The sequence below is a fragment of the Sorangium sp. So ce693 genome (assembly GCF_051521375.1).
Taxonomy (GTDB): Bacteria; Myxococcota_A; Polyangia; order Polyangiales; family Polyangiaceae; genus Sorangium; species Sorangium atrum.
Genome location: NZ_CP150347.1, coordinates 3,933,118 through 3,949,540 on the forward strand (window position 1 = coordinate 3,933,118; position 16,423 = coordinate 3,949,540).

10 protein-coding genes are annotated in these 16,423 nt (G+C 70.9%); 2 read left to right on the forward strand and 8 right to left on the reverse strand.

Annotated elements, in window-relative coordinates; all coding sequences use genetic code 11:
- Positions 1–5: 5 nt before the first annotated feature.
- The 6 genes from WMF14_RS15040 to WMF14_RS15065 form a co-directional block, all read right to left on the reverse strand.
- Positions 6–1,361, reverse strand: a complete 1,356-nt coding sequence (locus WMF14_RS15040; protein ID WP_437801633.1) for a hypothetical protein — start codon at positions 1,359–1,361, stop codon at positions 6–8.
- 233 nt (positions 1,362–1,594) lie between these two features.
- The gene (locus WMF14_RS15045) at positions 1,595–2,683 is read right to left on the reverse strand and encodes a hypothetical protein (RefSeq protein WP_437801635.1); all 1,089 of its coding nucleotides are present in this window, start codon (positions 2,681–2,683) and stop codon (positions 1,595–1,597) included.
- Between the two features lie 290 nt (positions 2,684–2,973).
- Positions 2,974–4,599 carry a thrombospondin type 3 repeat-containing protein gene (locus tag WMF14_RS15050; protein WP_437801637.1) on the reverse strand — a complete coding sequence of 542 codons (1,626 nt, stop codon included), beginning with the start codon at positions 4,597–4,599 and terminating at the stop codon, positions 2,974–2,976.
- Positions 4,596–6,050 (reverse strand): SBBP repeat-containing protein, encoded by a 1,455-nt coding sequence (locus WMF14_RS15055; protein ID WP_437801639.1) that lies wholly within the window; start codon positions 6,048–6,050, stop codon positions 4,596–4,598. The genes WMF14_RS15050 and WMF14_RS15055 overlap by 4 nt, the downstream gene beginning before the upstream one ends.
- The gene (locus tag WMF14_RS15060; RefSeq protein ID WP_437801640.1) at positions 6,050–7,117 is read right to left on the reverse strand and encodes a hypothetical protein; all 1,068 of its coding nucleotides are present in this window, start codon (positions 7,115–7,117) and stop codon (positions 6,050–6,052) included. Before WMF14_RS15060 ends, WMF14_RS15055 begins: the two co-directional genes overlap by 1 nt.
- A 193-nt stretch (positions 7,118–7,310) precedes the next feature.
- Positions 7,311–8,963 carry an FAD-dependent oxidoreductase gene (locus WMF14_RS15065; RefSeq protein ID WP_437801642.1) on the reverse strand — a complete coding sequence of 551 codons (1,653 nt, stop codon included), beginning with the start codon at positions 8,961–8,963 and terminating at the stop codon, positions 7,311–7,313.
- A gap of 811 nt (positions 8,964–9,774) precedes the next feature.
- On the opposite strand from WMF14_RS15065, the gene WMF14_RS15070 reads away from it, so the two are divergent.
- Positions 9,775–11,583 (forward strand): PE-PGRS family protein, encoded by a 1,809-nt coding sequence (locus WMF14_RS15070; RefSeq protein ID WP_437801644.1) that lies wholly within the window; start codon positions 9,775–9,777, stop codon positions 11,581–11,583.
- Positions 11,584–11,649: 66 nt separating this feature from the next.
- Here the strand turns inward: WMF14_RS15070 and WMF14_RS15075 are convergent, their stop codons facing one another.
- Positions 11,650–12,030 carry a KGG domain-containing protein gene (locus WMF14_RS15075; protein ID WP_437801646.1) on the reverse strand — a complete coding sequence of 127 codons (381 nt, stop codon included), beginning with the start codon at positions 12,028–12,030 and terminating at the stop codon, positions 11,650–11,652.
- 978 nt (positions 12,031–13,008) lie between these two features.
- On the opposite strand from WMF14_RS15075, the gene WMF14_RS15080 reads away from it, so the two are divergent.
- A complete protein-coding gene (locus WMF14_RS15080) occupies positions 13,009–14,034 on the forward strand; it encodes a phosphatase PAP2 family protein (protein ID WP_437801647.1) in 1,026 nt (341 codons plus the stop codon).
- A 276-nt stretch (positions 14,035–14,310) separates the two neighbouring features.
- Here the strand turns inward: WMF14_RS15080 and WMF14_RS15085 are convergent, their stop codons facing one another.
- The gene (locus tag WMF14_RS15085) at positions 14,311–16,251 is read right to left on the reverse strand and encodes an ABC transporter ATP-binding protein (protein WP_437801649.1); all 1,941 of its coding nucleotides are present in this window, start codon (positions 16,249–16,251) and stop codon (positions 14,311–14,313) included.
- Positions 16,252–16,423: the final 172 nt, after the last annotated feature.

Sequence of the window (16,423 nt, forward strand, 5' to 3'; positions counted from 1 at the left end):
TGCGATCACCTGTAGACGAAGACCCCCTTCAGGTCCTCGGTCTGCGAGATGGGCGTGCCGTCCTTCTTCGAGGTGGTCCTGAACTGGTAGATCATCCCGGGGATCAGCCCGGGACCGTCGTACTCGACAGAGACGGTCTCGCTCCCCGTCACCCTGGGCACCTCCAGGTCCTCCCAGATCTTCGCGCCGAGCGCGTCGAACAACCGCACCTCGTACAGATCTTCGCTGGAGTCGTCCTCGAAGACGAACGTCGGTGTCCCGCTGACCTCCTCCAGCGCGCTCGCGCCGGGCGAGACCACGCCGATCGCGCCCGTCACCTTGAACGACTCCTGGACCATCAGGTCCTGGCCGGAGACCGTGATGCGCACGATCTCGGTCCCGCCGATCGACGTGTCAGGATCTCGCACGAGCGCATCGTCCTCGAACGCGGCGAGGACCACGTAATCGCCGTCGGGGACCCCAGCGATAGAGAACTCGCCGGTGACGTCGCCTTGCCGGAGCCCTCGCGGGGTCTCGCCGCGCGCGGTCGCCTCGTCAAAGGTATCGGCCACGACGAGGATGACCGAGGTCGCGCTCCCGCCTGGAGCATTCACGATCTCGACCTTGCCGCTCACCACCGCCGTGGCGTCTCCGGTCGCGTGAAGATCCACGCCCGTCGTCTCCTTGCCGGCGCTGACGGTCGCGCTCGCCGTGTCGAGCGCGAGGCCCGCGGCATAACCGTTCACCGTCACGTCGCCCGCAGCCACGTTGTAGATGGTGTAGCTGCCGTCGAGATCGGCCGCGCCGGTGGCGCCGCCCGCGACGAGCAGCGTCCCGCCGGGCTGGTCGGCGTGGACGACCCCGGAGATGGAACCGAGCCCATCGCTGTCCGAGAGCGGCAACAGCGAGATCTCCGTCGCCGCCGACTCGATCGCGAGCGGTTTGCCCGCCGCCGTGGAGAGGTCGATGGGCAGCGCGACCCGCGGCGCCTTCGGGAACGTCTCGTAAGCCTGCGCGTCGGCGCGCAGCGTGATGTTGGCCTCGACCGGAGCGCCGCTCAGATCGCGCCGCGCGGGCACGACGAGCTCGTAGGTCCCGTCGGCTCCGGTGACCGCCACCCGGGAGATCACCGCGTCGCTCGGGTCCCGGGCGAGCACGCGCGCGCCCGCGACGGCCTTGTCGTCGAGCGAGTCGTAGACGCGCCCCCTCAGGGTCACCGGCTCGAAGCAAGCGGGCTGGGCGCCCTCCACCTCCTCGCACACCTGCGGCGCGGCGCACCCTGTCTGTTCGGCCACCGAGCAGCTCTGCGGCTGACCCTCGTCGTCGCCGCCGCACCCCATCCCCATCAAGGCGCACAGCAATCCAACAGATATCGAGCGCATCACCATCGACTCGTCTCCTTTCGAACCTGTCTTGTCGCCGCAGGCACAGCTCCTCGGCCCGTGAGCGGCCAGCGCCGCGGCCTGCGATCTCGTCGCCGCTTCAAGCAGGGGCAGTGAATCACGCAGGCGCAGCGGGCGCCGAGCAGGGCGAATACCAACCCCCCGGTTCTTCTATGTCTTTCGTGGTTCTATCCCTGTCCTCCAATCCAGGGAGAACCCGGGCCGGCGCTGGGCTAGTTCAGGATGACCTGGCAGCAGCCGGTGATACAGTAGTAGCCTGCGGCACAAGGCGCCTGGCCGGCGAGCCCGCACGGCTGGACCCCGGTTACGCACTGGCCTTGGGGCTCGCCGGTGGGCCCGCCACCGCTGCCGGTCGCGTCTCCGCCGCCGCCTGTCGCGGCTCCGCCGCCTCCACCGCCGACGCCCGCTCCGCTGGTGCCGCTCTCGAAGCAGTCGTCTGGCAGCGTGTCCTTGCCAAGGCACAGCTCGCAGTGGCCGCACTCGTTCAGGCAAGCATCCACGGGCGTGCAGGGCTCGCAGCGGGTCGGGTCGGACTCGTGGCCGCGCGAGCAGGAGCCTTCACCGGTGCCATCGGCGTCGGAGCCGAGCCAGACGTACTTGCCGCCGCCCGCCGGCAGCTCGCAGCAGCCGAAGCAGTCGCAGCCGTTCGGCGTGAGAGGACCGCAGATCGTATGGCAGGTATCGGACTGCTCGCCGTTGAGATCGCTGCAGCTCTTGCCCGCTGCGCCCGGCGTCGAGGCCCGGCTGTCATAGGCGCACATCGTCCCGTTGATCGACTCGGGGTGAAACCCGGGTGCGACCTCGTGCTCATCGCACTTGTGGTTCCAGTGGCAATCGTCGTTGCCGGAGCCGGAGTCCTGGTCGAAATAACAGTCGACGGTGCACGCCGGCCCCGCCTGGCCGGGGATCCCGCCGTAGTAGCTGCCCTCGGTGTTGTCGCACGGGCCGAGGCAGTCCGGGTCCTGCGCGTCGACGAGCCCGTCGCCATCGTTGTCGACGAGATCGCCGCACGCGTACGTCTTGCCCTGACACTCGACGATGCTCGTCGGTGTCGCAATGCCTCCGCCCGCAGCGCCGGTGCCGGCCCCGCCGCCGCTCGCGCTGCCGCCACCGCTCGCGCTGCCGCCGCCGCTCGCGCTGCCGCCGCCGCTCGCGCTGCCGCCGCCGCTCGCGGTGTCGCCTCCTCCCGCGCCGCCGGGCGGGGCGGCGCCGTCAACGGTGCTGTCGCTACAGCCGGCGCTGAGGGTGAGTCCAAACAGGGCGGTCACCAACGAGAGAGGGAGAGAGAGAGCTAGGCGCATGGTGTCTCCAGAGGTGGCTCAGGCGCTCCCGCCCGCAGCGCGAGCTGCGGAGCGGGGATACCGGCGCGTTCATCCGGAGTAGTTCCGCCGCGGTCAGGTCACGGCTCAGAAAAATGACCGATCGCGAAAAAAACGCGAAGCCATCGTGAAGCCGGCGTGCGGTCGTGGGGTGATAACCCACGTTGTGCTCGCAGTTTCCGCTTCTCTTTCAGGTAGCCACCGAGCGGGCACGCTCGGCGTTCCCATGTGGCCGCGTGGCCGCTGCGCACCGGGACCGCGCGCAGCGGCGGTCACGCTGCGTGATCGCGCCGCCGGCGGGCGCCCAGGCCCAGCGCGCCGGCGAGGAGCGCCACGAGGCCGACGAGCGTACCGCCGCGCTCGCCTCGCTGCATCGCGCAGACCAGCCCGGACGAGACCTCCGGCTCCGTGGACCCGCCGCCGCTGCTGCCCGCACCACCGCTGTCGTCGCAGGCGTCGCCGACTCCGTCGGCGTCGCCATCCCCCTGATCCGCGTTGGCCGCGAGCGGGCAGTTGTCGTCGCCGTCCGGGACGCCATCGTTGTCGTCGTCCGCGTCATCGACGTCGCAGGCATCGCCTTGATAGTCCTCGTCGCTGTCGGCCTGATCCGCGTTGGGCACGGAGGTGCAGTTGTCCTGCTCGTCCGGGACGCCGTCGTTGTCGTCGTCTTCCTCGCAGGCGTCGCCCTGACCGTCGCCGTCGCTGTCGGCCTGATCGGGGTTGTACTCCTCGTCGCAGTTGTCCGCCGCGTCGCTCAGGCCGTCTCCGTCCACGTCCTCGCAAGCGTTGCCCACGCCGTTGTCGTCGGCGTCCGTCTGATCGGGGTTCGGCACGTGCGGGCAGTTGTCCGTCTCGTCCGGTATGCCGTCGCGGTCGCCGTCGACGTCGGCCCCGAGGTCGCAGGCGTCGCCGCGGCGGTCGCCGTCGGCGTCGGTCTGATCCTGGTTGGGCACGTGCGGGCAGTTGTCCTCCGTGTCCACGACGCCGTCGTTGTCGTCGTCGTCCTCGCAGGCATCGCCGGTGCCGTCGCCGTCCGTATCTTCCTGGAACAGGTTGGACACGACAGCGCAGTTGTCCTCCACGTCGACCACGCCATCGTCGTCGCTGTCCGGATCGCAGGCGTCGCCGAGGCTGTCCCCGTCCGCGTTCTCCTGGCCAGGGTTCTGATCCGCAGGGCAGTTGTCCTCTGCGTTGCGCAGCCCGTCGCCGTCGGCGTCGATGTCGGGCTCGCAGAAGTCGCCGATGCCGTTGCCGTCGCTGTCCTCCTGGTTCGGATTGCGCGTGGCAGGGCAGTTGTCGCAGAGATCGCCGATCTTGTCGTCGTCTCTGTCCTGCTGGAGCGAGTTCGGGACGTCGCGGCAGTTGTCGACGTCGTTGTCGATGCCGTCGCCGTCGTCGTCGCCGGCCTCACAGACGTCGCCGGTGCCGTCTCCATCGGCGTCCACCTGATCGTCGTTCGCCGTGAAAGGACAGTTGTCGTCGGCATCCAGGACACCGTCGTTGTCGTCATCGTCGTCGCAGGCGTCGCCGGTGCCGTCCGCCTCCGCATCCGACTGGTCCGGATTCATCGCGACAGGACAGTTGTCGCAAGCGTCGCCGACGCCGTCGGCGTCCGAATCCCGCTGATCCCGATTGGCGACGGACGAGCAGTCGTCGCACGCATCGCCGACCGCATCGCCGTCGGCATCCGCTTGATCCGGATTCTGGGCCTGCACGCAGTTGTCCTGGGAATCCACGACCCCATCCAGATCGGTATCGGGGTCCTCCGCCCACCCCGTGGCCGGCAGGATCAGCCCGAACAGGCCCGCCAAGAGCCCCACCGAGAACCGTCGCCCGCGCGACCGCACGCCCCTCGTCCCCGCACGTTTCATCGCGCCTCCGTCCTTCATGGCCTTCATGGCGACAGCTTGGTCACGAACACGTCCGTGCCCTCGCCTCCCTCGATCCGCTTTTCCCCGAACGTCACCTTCCCGGTGAACGCGCCGGTCACGTAGACCTGCCTGTCGCTGTCGATGGCCACGCTCGTCGCCCGGTCCGCGCCAGCGCCGCCGAAGCGGTGGCTCCACTGGTAGCCGCCGTCCGGATCGAGCTTGGCCACGAACACATCGTCGTCTCCCGCGCTCGTCACCGAGCCGTCCGCCAGCGTCGTGTCTCCGCGGAACCCCCCCGCCACGACCACGTACCCCGCGCCGTCGACGAGGAGCTGACCCAGCGACGCGCCCTCCTCGCCGATCACCCGGCTATAGATGTGCTCGCCCTTCGAATCGAGCTTGGCCACGAACACCGCCGGGTGCTCTCCGGCCGTCCGAGGGCCCCCGCCGAGATCGATCGTCGCGCCGAACTCCCCGCCCACGATCACGTTGCCCGCCCCGTCCACCGCGACCGCCTTGGCCCGCTGCGGCCCCGCGTCGCCGAAGCGCTTGCTCCAGCGGTGCTTGCCGAGCGCGTCGAAGCTCGCCACGAACACATCGAAATCCCCGGCGCTCTCCAGGGGATCGCCGCCGAGATCGAGCGTGCCGGCGAAATCTCCGACCACGATCGCGTTGCCGCGCTCGTCCATCGCCACGGCGCGGGCCTGCTGATCGAAGCCGTCGCCGAACCGCTCGCTCCAGAGCGGCGCGCCGTCGGCGTCGAAGCTGGCCAGGAACACGTCGCTGCCCCCGGCGCTCTCGAGCCGGTCCTCGCCGACGTGCAGCGCGCCCGAGAAGCGCCCGGCCACGACGAGGCGCCCCGTCGCCGTCGTCGCCACGCTCGTCGCGGCCTGGAAGCCGATGCCCCCGAGCGGCTGCAGCCACAGCTCCTGCCCCTCCGCGTCGAGCCTCGCGACGTAGCCGTCTCGCCCGCCGGCGCTCGTCCGCGGCTCGCCGCCGAACTCCAGCGTGCCGGAGAACTCCCCCGCGACCAGGAGGCCCTCGTTCCCGTCCGGCACGAGCGAGTTCACCGTCTGCGGATCGAACGCACCGAAGCGCTTCAGCCCGAGCCCCGACCCGTCGCTCGCCGAGAGCCGCGCCCAGAAGACGTTCTCCTCGCCGATCGGGGTCACGCTCTCGTCGTCGAGGGCCACGTCCTCCGCCTTCGTGAGCCTGCCGAGGAGCGCCGCGGTGCGGTCGTCGGCGACGGCCACGTTCGCCCCCGCACGCTCTCCGTCGCCCCCGAGCGCGCGCGCCCACTGCACCTCGCCGCCCGACTGCGGCGCGCCGCCGCCCTCGCCGCCGGCCCCCGCGGGGGTCGACAGGCTGAGCTCGGGAGCGCAGCCGAGCGCCGCTGCCCCGAGCGCCGCAGCGCCGACCATCACGACGCCGAGCGCCGCGCCGGCTGTCGTTGCCGGGTAGAACCACCGCACCCTCATCAGAACACCCCCTGCCACATCACGCCTTGCGCCGTGGGCGTCGCGATCGGCACGAGCGACGACGCCCGCTCGCCGCCCACCCTGGGCCGCAGGAGGATGCCGCCCAGCGCCGCGCCCACGCCGGCGATGCCGACCGCGCCAAGGGTCACCGAAAGCCCCAGGCTGCGGTTCCACCGCGCTCGGAGCGCCTCCATGCTCTCGAAATCGTGGACGGTCCGGTCGCATACGGACCCGGGGCACTCCTCCCCGACCCGAGCCCGCGCGGCCATGTGGTCGACAGCGAACACCGCGCTCCCCGCGAGCGCCGCGAGCCCCACGCCGCCCGCCGTCCATGCCCACAGCGGTACCGGCGCGCGAGGCTCCGCCGGCGCATCCGCGGGTGGCAGCTGCCCTCCGCCCACGTTTGCACCCATGCTCCCGCCTGCGGCCGCGCCTGCCTTCGGCTCGGTCGAGGGCCCCGGCACGAGGCGGATGCGGACCTCCACCGGGGCGCGCTCCGCCTGCTTCAGCGTGACCTCGCGCCGCCCCGTCTGGAAGCCCGGCGCCGTCACCACCACCTCGTGGCGACCGGGGTTGAGCTTGCGCGGGTAGGGGAGCGCCGCGCGGGGGATCGGCTGGCCGTCCACGCGCGCCTCGATCTGGTCCAGCGCCGCGCCCTCGACCCGCAGCTGGAGCGACGGGATGCGCGCCTCGAGCTGCTCGACCATCGTCGCGGCGGCCGCCCGCGCCTGCGTGAACACCGGCGGCTCGTCGCTCCCGAGGGGCAGGTGGACGACCTCGTACGCCGTCTCCCGGGCCTCGATCAGGCGACCGAGCGCCTCGTCGGCGCGCGCGAGATCGAGCCCCGTCGTGGGGGCGCGCACGAGCGCATGGGCCGCCTGGAAATCCTCGCGGGCGCCAGCGATGTCCCCCGCGTCGCGCTTCTTGCGCCCCTCGATGAGGAGCGTCCGCGCGGTCTGACGATCCGCCGCCGAGGGCTCGGCCCGCGCCGGAAGCGCCCCGGCGACCGAGAGGACAGCCAGGGCTATGCCTGCGGCGCGGGAGGCACGGGGGCGCAACAATTTCATCTCATCACCAAGCCGCCCGGGACTGTCCCGGACTACTCGATCATGATCGCACGCCGCTCGCGCGGGGGTCAACTACGCCAGCGCGCGCGCATCGTGCTCATGGGCCCATGGCGCGCGCATCGCGTATGGCGTCGATCACGTCCATCCACATCCATTGCGCTCACCGGTTGTTGGCGTTCGCGACTCGCTCCGTTCACATGGCCGGGCGACTCAGCGGCAGCGGCACGGCGGGCGTCGGGCCGGCGACCCCCTCCCGCTCCTTCGGCGGCGAGATGGATCCTCCTGCGCTGAGGGGCGCCTCGCTCGGCGCGATCGGCGCGAGATCGGCCGTCGCCGGGCCTCGGAGGACGCGGCCCACGGCGTCGAAGCGGGCGCCGTGACAGCGGCAGTCCCAGCTGCGCTCCGCGGAGTTCCACGAGACCACGCCGCCGAGGTGCGTACACATCGCCGACATCTCGTGGAGCTGCCCTTGCGGATCCCGGTAGACGGCGAGCTTCTTCAGGCCCCTGCGCACGACGGCGCCGGCGCCGGGCGCGATCTGCGCCACGTCATCGACATCGCCCTTGCCGAACCATGAGGCGTACTGGCACGCGACATTGAGGTTCTCCTTCGCGTACTCGGAGACGGCGGCCAGGCTCAGGTTGACGCGGGTGGGATCGAAGAGCGACGCCATCCGGCTCTCGCGGCCCTGCACGAGATCCGAGATCACGAGGCCTGCGATCGTCCCGTGCGTCATGCCGTTGCCACAGTCGCCCGTGGCGATGAGGATCCTCGAGCCCTTCTTGACACGACCGATGTACGCGAGGCCGTCGACCGTCTCCATCACCTCGCCGGACCAGCGGTGCAGCACCTCGCCGGCCTGCGTGAAGCGCTCTCTCGCCCACGCCTCGAGCCGCGCGTGGCGCTGGTCCGCGTCGCTGGCCTGTCCGGTCTTGTGGTCCTCTCCTCCCACGAGGAGCACCTCGTCCGGGCCGTCCGCGCCGTTGATGTTGGCGAGGCGGACGTAATGGAACGGTTCGGCCGTGTCCCAGTAGAGCCCCGGCGGGACGGCGCCCCGGGGGATGCGCAGGCCGACGACGTAGGTCCGGTAACCGGCTTGCTTCAGGTGCACGGCGATGCGCGGAATGAAGGGGGAGTTCGTGGCGAGCACGGCCTCGCCGGCGATCACCCGGTGCCCGCGGGCCGTCCTGACGACGACCTCGTGAGGCACGGCGCCCTCGTCGACGTCGACCACGTGCGCGAGCGTGTAGAGCTTGCCCCCGTCGCGCTCGATCGCCCGCGCGAGCCCCGCGAGGTACCTGCGAATATGAAACTGCGCTTGATCGGGGAAGCGGACCGCGGGCCCCGTATCGAAATCGAGCAGCGGCGCGCGGTCGACGTAATGAGTGGAGCCGAGCCCGGCGCGCTGCGCGGCCTCGAGCTCGTCCCGGAGGGTGGCCGGGGGCGACCCCGGGGCCGCGAAGAGATAGCCGTGGACGCGCCGGAAGTCACAGTCGATCTTCTCTTCCGCGACGATCCGCTCGATCGTCTCGATGGCCGTCGTGTGGCTCCTTGCCGCGAGGCGCAGGCGGCTCCTGCTGTGGAGCTTCGTGAGCGAGGCCCAGCGCCGATCGAGCGCGTGCGTGATGTGCGCGGTGGTGAGCCCCGATTCGCCCCCGCCGACGGCGCCGTTGTCGAGGACGACGACGCTCTTGCCGGCCTTCGCGAGGAGATATGCCGTCGTCAGCCCGGCGATCCCCGCGCCGACGACGCACACGTCCGCCTCGTGGTCGGTCGCGAGGGGGGTCATCGGAGGGATGACGGCGTGGGTCCAGGCGGTGTTCTTATCGTAGGCTCGCTCTGTCATAGGCGCTCCGCGTCTGGACGCCGAGGGCTTCGGCCCGGCGCTTCGTCTCGGTGATCGGTCGTGTGGTCCGCTGCCCGGGAGGCGTGATGATCTGCGGCACCGGACGCCGCGGACACGGCCTCCATGGCCGCCGCGCCGCCGGCGCGCGCGGGGGGACGCGCGCCGGCGGCGCTCTTCGTTCGCGCGCGAATGCGCGCTCGGGCGAGCTCGTCAGGCCCCTCTCGCCACGCCGGCCTCTCGCGCGCCGACGCTTGCCCGCGCGGCGCTTATCGCCGCTGCGCGCGAAGAGCGCGAGCGCAAAGAGAGTCGTGGCGCTCCGGAGCCAAGCTACCCACATCGCTCGCGGGACAATGCAGATCGCGTACCGCGCCCACCGCCGCCCGGCGCGGCACGTATGTCGGAGGTGCCGCGGGGCTCACGGTGAGGCATTCTGCCACGATGAGGCGAACCTGCGGCGCGCAGCGTGCGTCCGAGCCCATCGCGGGCAGCGTGCAAGAGAACGGTTGGTCAGCGGGGGCGCCGTCCAGGCGAGGCGCGCCGTCCAGGCGGGACGCGTCGTTCCGGCGGATCCACGGGTAGCCGCTCGTTGCCACGAATTCGCCGCGACAGCTGCTTGATTCGATCCGCGCGCACGCGTACTTGACGTCCACGACACAGCAGATTGAGGACGTTCGACAGCCCACGGCGAGGGGGGGCCGGACCAGCCTTGGCTCCGCCGAGCGCCCGTGGCTCGGGCTCTTCGTCGGGATATGGAGGATTGATGAAAGCGCACTTGGTGACGAAAGTGGCTCGGATTGCTCTTCTGACGAGCATGGGACTTCCCCTGGGCTGCGACGGCTGCGACTCGGAGCCCGAGGACGGCGCCACCTCGTCGGCGAGCGGCGTCGGGGGCGCCGGCGGGCAAGGCGGCGAAGGCGGCGTCGGCGGGCAGGGCGGGGCCGGAGCCGGCGGCGGGCAAGGCGGTGAAGGCGGCAGCGGTGGAGTCGGAGGCACCGGCGGGCAAGGTGGCGAAGCGGGCGCCGGCGGCAGCGGTGGAGTCGGAGGCACCGGCGGGCAAGGTGGCGAAGCGGGCGCCGGCGGCAGCGGTGGAGTCGGGGGCGCCGGCGGCAGCGGTGGAGTCGGAGGCGCCGGCGGGCAAGGTGGCGAAGCGGGCGCGGGCGCATCAGGTGGAGTGGGGGGCGCAGGAAGCGGCGGCGGCGCGGGCGGAAGTGGTGGCGGCGAGCCTCCGGCGTTCCTCGGAGATGCCCTGTGGGGGCGCGGCGCCGGCGAGGCCAAGAACGAGCGAATCGAGGCGATCGCTGCAGATCCGCACGAGAACGTCGTCCTGGTCGGCGGCTTCGAGACTTCGATCAACTTCGGCGGTGAGGCGGACGCCCTCGTGAGCGAGGGTGATCTCGACCTCTTCGTCGTGAAGCTCGACGCAGCGGGGGGCCACGTCTGGAGCAGGCGTTTCGGCGACAAGTCCGAGCAGGTTGCGTTCGCGGTGGCCACGGATTCGATCGGCGACGTCGTCGTCGCCGGGGAGTTCGAGGGAACCCTCAACTTCGGCGCGGACCCGAGCACGGCGCTCGTGAGCGCCGGTGGGAAGGACCTCTTCGTCGCCAAGCTCGACGCCGACGGCAACCACGTCTTCAGCAAGCGCTTTGGCGGCGAGCTCGACCAGGGCGCCACGGCCGTGGCCGTCACCGAGGCGGGTGAGATCGTCGTCCTCGGCATGGTCGACGGCAGCATCAATTTCAGCGAGGATCCCGGGACCGCGCTCGAGGGGAGCGGCGGTCCCAACGTCGTCGTCGCGAAGCTCGACCCGAGCGGCGGCCACCTCTGGAGCCGGCGATTCGGGTCCGCGGAGAGCTGGCAGCGCTTCCGCAGCGTCGCGGTCGGCGAGTCGGCCCTCTACGCGGCCGGCGCGTTCGGCGGAAAGCTCGAGATCGACGGCCACGCCGTGGAGAGCACCGTCGACGGCTCGCGCGACGGCGAGCCGATCTACGGCATCGATGGGCTCGTCCTGCGGTTCGATCTCGCATCGGGCGGCCTCGCCTGGGCTCGGTCGCTCGGCGCCGCCGGCGAGCAGTTCGCCAAGTTCGTCAGCCTCGGGCTCGACGGCCATCCGGTCGTCCTCGGCAACTACAGCGCTCCGTTCCGCGTCGGGTCCACGGACATCGAGCAGGCTCCGGTCGGGGAGTACGACCTCTACCTGGCCCGGCTCGACGCAGGGACGGGTGCGCCGCTCGCCGCCCGCGGGCTTCCCTCCGCGGGCGACGAGTTCGTCTGGGGCTTCTCGCAGGATCCCTGGGGCAACCACGTGCTGAGCGGTTACTTCACGGAGGCGCTCGAGCTCGGCGGGGCGCCGGTCGAGATCGAACCGCCCGAGTCGGGCGACGCGTTCGTCGCGAAGCTCAGCCAGGACTTCTCCGAGGAGCTCTGGTCCGACGTCTACCGCGATGGGGTCTTCTGCTTCGCCACGGCCCAGGCCGTCACCGGCAGCGGGAACACCGTCGCCGCCGGCCTCTTCCACGGCGAGCGGATCGAGCTCGGCGGAGGCCTCCCCGCCATCGAGCACAGCGCGCCTGCGGGCGACCGAAGCAACGCCGACGTCTTCCTCGTCACCCTGTCGCCGTGACGGCAGATCGGGCGCGCAGGGATCCCCGCGCGCCCGATCACCGACGCCGGTGTGCCGCAGCGCCGCTCAGTTGGTCTCGTGGCGCTGCTGGTCGGCGCGCTGCGCGGTGCTGCTGCCCTGCTCGCCCTCGCGTTCGCCCTCACCCGGCGCGCCGCTCGGTCCGTCGCCGCGCGACTCGCCGCCCTTGCGCCCGATCTGCGCCATGTGTCCGCGGTTCTGGCTCACGGCCGCGCCGCCTTTGCGGCCGATCGCGGCCATGTGCTCGCGATTCTGGCTCACGCTCGCGCCGCCCTTGCGGCCGGCTGCGCGGGCCTCCTCGGAGCTGAACTCGTGGGCCGTGCCCTTCTCGTGCGCGGCCTTGCCGCCCATGCTCGCGATCGCGCGTTGCTGCTTCTGGTCCATCGCCGCGAACCCACGACTGCTGCTCTGACCGTGTTGCTGTGCCATGAGTCGTCTCCTTGGTGTCTGGGCGCATCGCTTCAGCACCCGCACGGGCGACCCAGGCGTGGTGCCCTGTGGGATCGTCGCTGAACGATGTCGGCTCCTCCGGGGGACTGCAACGTGAGTGCCATGAAGAGGGATCCATGGACACGCGACGTCACCGCGCGGATCCAAGGGGCATCCGTGGATTCTCGTGAGAGCTCGGGAGCGTCCAGGGTGCGTTCCAGCCGGGTGAGGTGACGGCGATGCTCCGCGCGCACCCGGGGGAGGACGCGGTTTCTGCGCCGACGTGCGCAGCGCCGATTGCATCGCGTTGCGTCCAGCGCCGCTCAGCCCGGCCGAGACCGGCGTTCCAGCGGACGGCCAGCCGCGCGGCAGACTGCCCCACCGGTCGTGAGCGGGCGGGCCATCGCGCCTCGTCCTCGGCGCGCGGTCGAGAGACGCGCTCTCTCGTGTGGACGACTCGGGCGCTCGCGACGTCGCCGACGTCACGGCCGCCGGGCCGCCGCGAGGATCGCGCTCCGGTGTCCAGAGCGCTTGACGGCGCGCGTTCTCGAACACCATCGCCGATCCCCGGCGTCGTGGGCGCAGCCGTCGCGCAGATCCAGAGGCGACGCCGCCGCGCAGATTCTGCGCGTCAGCGAGCCCTGCAGCGCAACCTGGGACGCGACGGCAGCATCGTGGCGACGCGTAGACGCTGCGCCGCTGCGTCGCCGCGTTCGCACGCGAGCGGCCCGCCGAGGCAGCGGTGGGCTGTCGCCTGGGCGCCGCGCAGGGGGCGCGGGGGCTCCTGCCGCCGTCGAGCGGCGCGAGGCGGCCCGTCAAAAACTCGACATCCGCGTGGCCCCCGAGTTGCTCAGCCTGTTGCCTCCCGGTCGCTGGGGCGTCACCGATGTCACGGTGACGCCACGCGCGAACACGTGATACAGAGCGGCCCGGCGTCAGTAGCCCATGCGCACCATGCCATCCCTGGAACGTCCCCGAATGCAAGAGAGGCTCACAACGGACTGTGACGAGGTCGCCGGCTCCGGCGGGCTGGTCGACGTCGAGCGCGAAGGCGCGCTGTTGAAGGACGCTCTACGCGGCCTGGTCGGCGTGTTCGCTCTCCACGACGTGATCCTCATCGGCTATCTCGCCTTGACGACGATCTTCCTGCTCGGGGCGCCGCCGACGGAGCTGCGAGCGCAGTCCATGAACCGCAATCTGGCGGGCATCGCCGCCCTGGTGTCCGTCTGTGTGCTCGTTCGTCGTGCCACGTTCCTGGCGCCCTTGGTGAGGAGCGTCCTTTACCGACTCTCGCTCGTCGGCGCCTTCCTCCTCAACTACCTGTCGCTCCGGACCCTCCTGCCGGCGGTCCGGAGCGACAGCGTCGACGCGCAGCTCCTCCACCTCGACCTCCTCGTCTTCCGCGTCGAGCCAGCGCTCTGGATGGAGCGCTTCAACACGCGCCCGATCGTGGAGTGGTTCTCCTTCTTCTACTTCAGCTACTTCCTGATCTGTTTCCTCTCGATGGTGCTGGCGGTCTGGGTCGCCCGCCCCGGCCGGGGGACGACGGAGTACGCGGTTGGCTCCACGCTCGTCTACTGTGTTGGCCAGCTCGGCTACATGGCGGTCCCTGCGTACGGCCCCATCAAGGCGCTGAGCCACCTCTACCAGGGGCCGCTGGACGGCGGCTTCTTCTGGGGCTGCGTGAGCAGCGTCGTGCAGGCCGGCGGCGCGATGAAGGACGTCTTTCCCTCCTTGCACACGGCCGCGCCGCTCTGGTTCGCCCTGTATACGTTCCATCGCGCCCGCACAGACCGGCGGCTCTTCTGGCTTGCCGTGGTGGCCGCGTTCTTCTCCATGAACATCATCGTCTCCACCATGCTCCTTCGCTGGCACTATGCTGTCGACGTGGTCGCCGGCGTCGTCCTGGCCGTTGGCACGGCGTGGCTCACGCCGCGGCTCGTCCGCTGGGAAGAGGGCCTCCGCGCCCGCATGGGTCAGCCGCAGCCGTGGAGCTTCCGGTAAGCGCGCCTCTCCGGCGCTGGCGCGCTCCAGAACCGCGCGCCTTCGAGCCGGGGGAGCAGGTCTCAACGAGCCGGCCTCGGCCTGAGCTCGGTGAGCACGAGCAGGGGCGCCGGCAGCGGGCTGGGCGACAGCCTGGCGCAGGGGCTCTCCGGGCCAGGAAAGCCGATGAAGCGGCGGGTGTCGGACTCGCCCCACGTCATCGAGCGTGGGTGCCGCTCAGCCCCGTGACGCCCGCCGCGGGGCTGCCGTCGTCCAACGCGACCTTCTGGCGGCCGCTCAGGCGAGCGGTGCCTCCCACGCTTTCAGCGGAGTCCCCCGCGGGAGCTCGTCGGCGCGGTCAGCCGCCGGCTGGAGCCGCGGTGCTTCGTGCACGCGGACCGGCGGCGCCTCCATGGCCGCAGGCTCCTCGGCGGCGCTCACCGGCAGAAATCCGTCCGACTGTTTGCTCCAGAGCCGCTTGTAGGCCCCGTTTCGCGCGAGCAGCTCGGCGTGGGTGCCGTCCTCGATGATCCGGCCGTTCTCGAACACCAGGATGCGGTCGAGGTGGACCACCGTCGAGAGGCGATGGGCGACGACGAGCACCGTCTTCTCCTTCATGACGTCGTCCAGCGTGTCCTGGATGGCCTGCTCGGTGATCGAGTCGAGGCTCGAGGTCGCCTCGTCGAGGAGGAGGATCGGCGCGTCCTTCAGGATGACCCGCGCGATGGCGATGCGCTGGCGCTGGCCGCCCGAGAGCTTGACGCCGCGCTCGCCGACCATGGAGTGATACTGCTCCTTCATCTGCATGATGAACTCGTGCGCGTGCGCCTTCCGCGCGGCCTCGACCACCTCTGCGTCGGTCGCGTTCAGCCGGCCATAGCGGATGTTCTCGAGGAGCGTCCTGTGGAAGAGGCTCGGGTCCTGCGGGATCAGGCTGAGCTGCGCGTGCAGCGCGTCCTGCGTCATGTCGCGGATGTCCACGCCGTCGATCAGGATGTGACCGGAGTCGATGTCGTAGAGACGCAGGATGAGGCTGACGAAGGTGGATTTGCCGGAGCCGGAGAAGCCGACGAGCCCGACGCGCTGGCCGCGCGGGATCGTCACGTTGAGGCCCTCGAAGATCGGCCGATCGGGCGTGTACCCGAAGGTCACGTCCCGGAGCTCGATCCGGCCGCGCTCGACCGTCGGGGCGACGGCCTCGGGGCGGTCGACGAGCTCGTGGGAGCGGACGATGGTGTTCACCCCGTTCGCGACGTTGCCGACGAACTCGAAGAACTCGAGGAAGCGGCGGCTGAGGTTGCGCGCCTCGTTGATGATGAGGAGCGACAGGCTCGTCGCCATGACGAACTCGGCGACGCCGATGTCGCCGCGCTCCCAGAGCCTGAGCGATTGGTAGAGCGTCCCCACCTTGAGCAGCGCGGCGGAGGCGAACTGGAACCAGCGCACGCGCTCGGAGTACCAGTTCGATCGGCGCACCGCGCGGAGCTCCTGCTTGAGCTGCTCGTCGAGGTACGCGCGCTCGAAGCCGAACCGGGCGAAGAGCCGCGCGCTCGTGAGGTTGGTGACCGAGTCGACGAGCTTGCCTGTGGTCTCGCTCCGCGCCGACGCGGCGCGCACCGCGTGGGGCTGGCACCGGGTCGCGAGCCAGTAGGAGATGCCGACGAACAGCACCGCCCAGGCCGAGACGACCGCGGCGAGCGCCGGGTGAGCGCGGTAGAGCAGCCCGATCGAGACCGAGAAGACGATGGCGATGGGCCAGAAATCGAAGAGGATGGCCCACAGGGTCTGCGAGACCCCCATCGACGTCTCGCTGATCCGGTGGGCGAGCGCTCCGGCGAAGTTGTTGCTGAAGTAACGATGGGAGTGATGCTGGAGGTACGCGTACAGATTGCGGGTCACGTTCTGGCGCTGCCACGGCCCGACGAGGATCTGGCAGAGGCCGGCGATCCGGCTGAACAGGAACTCGCCGGCGATGAGCGCGACGAACAGCGTCAGCGCGTCGCGCAGCCGTCCGCTCAGCACGGCCCGGTCAGCGCCCGACACCTGCGTGACCCCCTGGATGACCTGCCCGATGGCGTACGGGATCATGATCCCGCACGAGGCGTGGGCCGACTCGAACACGAACATCGCCAGGTACCAGGCACGGTAACGACCGACGAAGTGAACGATGAAGCGGAAGGGCGTGTCCGGGAGCACCGGAGCGCCGGGGGCGCGCTGAAGAGATGTCTTGGGTTCCACCGAGTTGTCCTGGGCGCCCAGCGCGCCCTCATGAGCTGACGGTCACTGAGCGCTCCGCCCTCCGCCCTCCGTCCTCCATCCTCCGTCCTCAAAATGCACTAACCGGGCCAGCTCTGCCTTGACCGTGACCATGGAGGAGGTGTGGGAGGGGGCTGCTGCCTCAGCAGCAGCC

Bases quoted from the DNA above. Each gene is read 5' to 3' on its own strand.
- WMF14_RS15070 (WP_437801644.1), top strand. From the start codon at position 9,775: ATGGGACTTCCCCTGGGCTGCGACGGCTGCGACTCGGAGCCCGAGGAC.
- WMF14_RS15065 (WP_437801642.1), bottom strand. From the start codon at position 8,963: ATGACAGAGCGAGCCTACGATAAGAACACCGCCTGGACCCACGCCGTC.
- WMF14_RS15060 (WP_437801640.1), bottom strand. From the start codon at position 7,117: ATGAAATTGTTGCGCCCCCGTGCCTCCCGCGCCGCAGGCATAGCCCTG.
- WMF14_RS15055 (WP_437801639.1), bottom strand. From the start codon at position 6,050: ATGAGGGTGCGGTGGTTCTACCCGGCAACGACAGCCGGCGCGGCGCTC.
- WMF14_RS15075 (WP_437801646.1), bottom strand. From the start codon at position 12,030: ATGGCACAGCAACACGGTCAGAGCAGCAGTCGTGGGTTCGCGGCGATG.
- WMF14_RS15040 (WP_437801633.1), bottom strand. From the start codon at position 1,361: ATGCGCTCGATATCTGTTGGATTGCTGTGCGCCTTGATGGGGATGGGG.
- WMF14_RS15080 (WP_437801647.1), top strand. From the start codon at position 13,009: ATGCAAGAGAGGCTCACAACGGACTGTGACGAGGTCGCCGGCTCCGGC.
- WMF14_RS15050 (WP_437801637.1), bottom strand. From the start codon at position 4,599: ATGAAGGCCATGAAGGACGGAGGCGCGATGAAACGTGCGGGGACGAGG.
- WMF14_RS15045 (WP_437801635.1), bottom strand. From the start codon at position 2,683: ATGCGCCTAGCTCTCTCTCTCCCTCTCTCGTTGGTGACCGCCCTGTTT.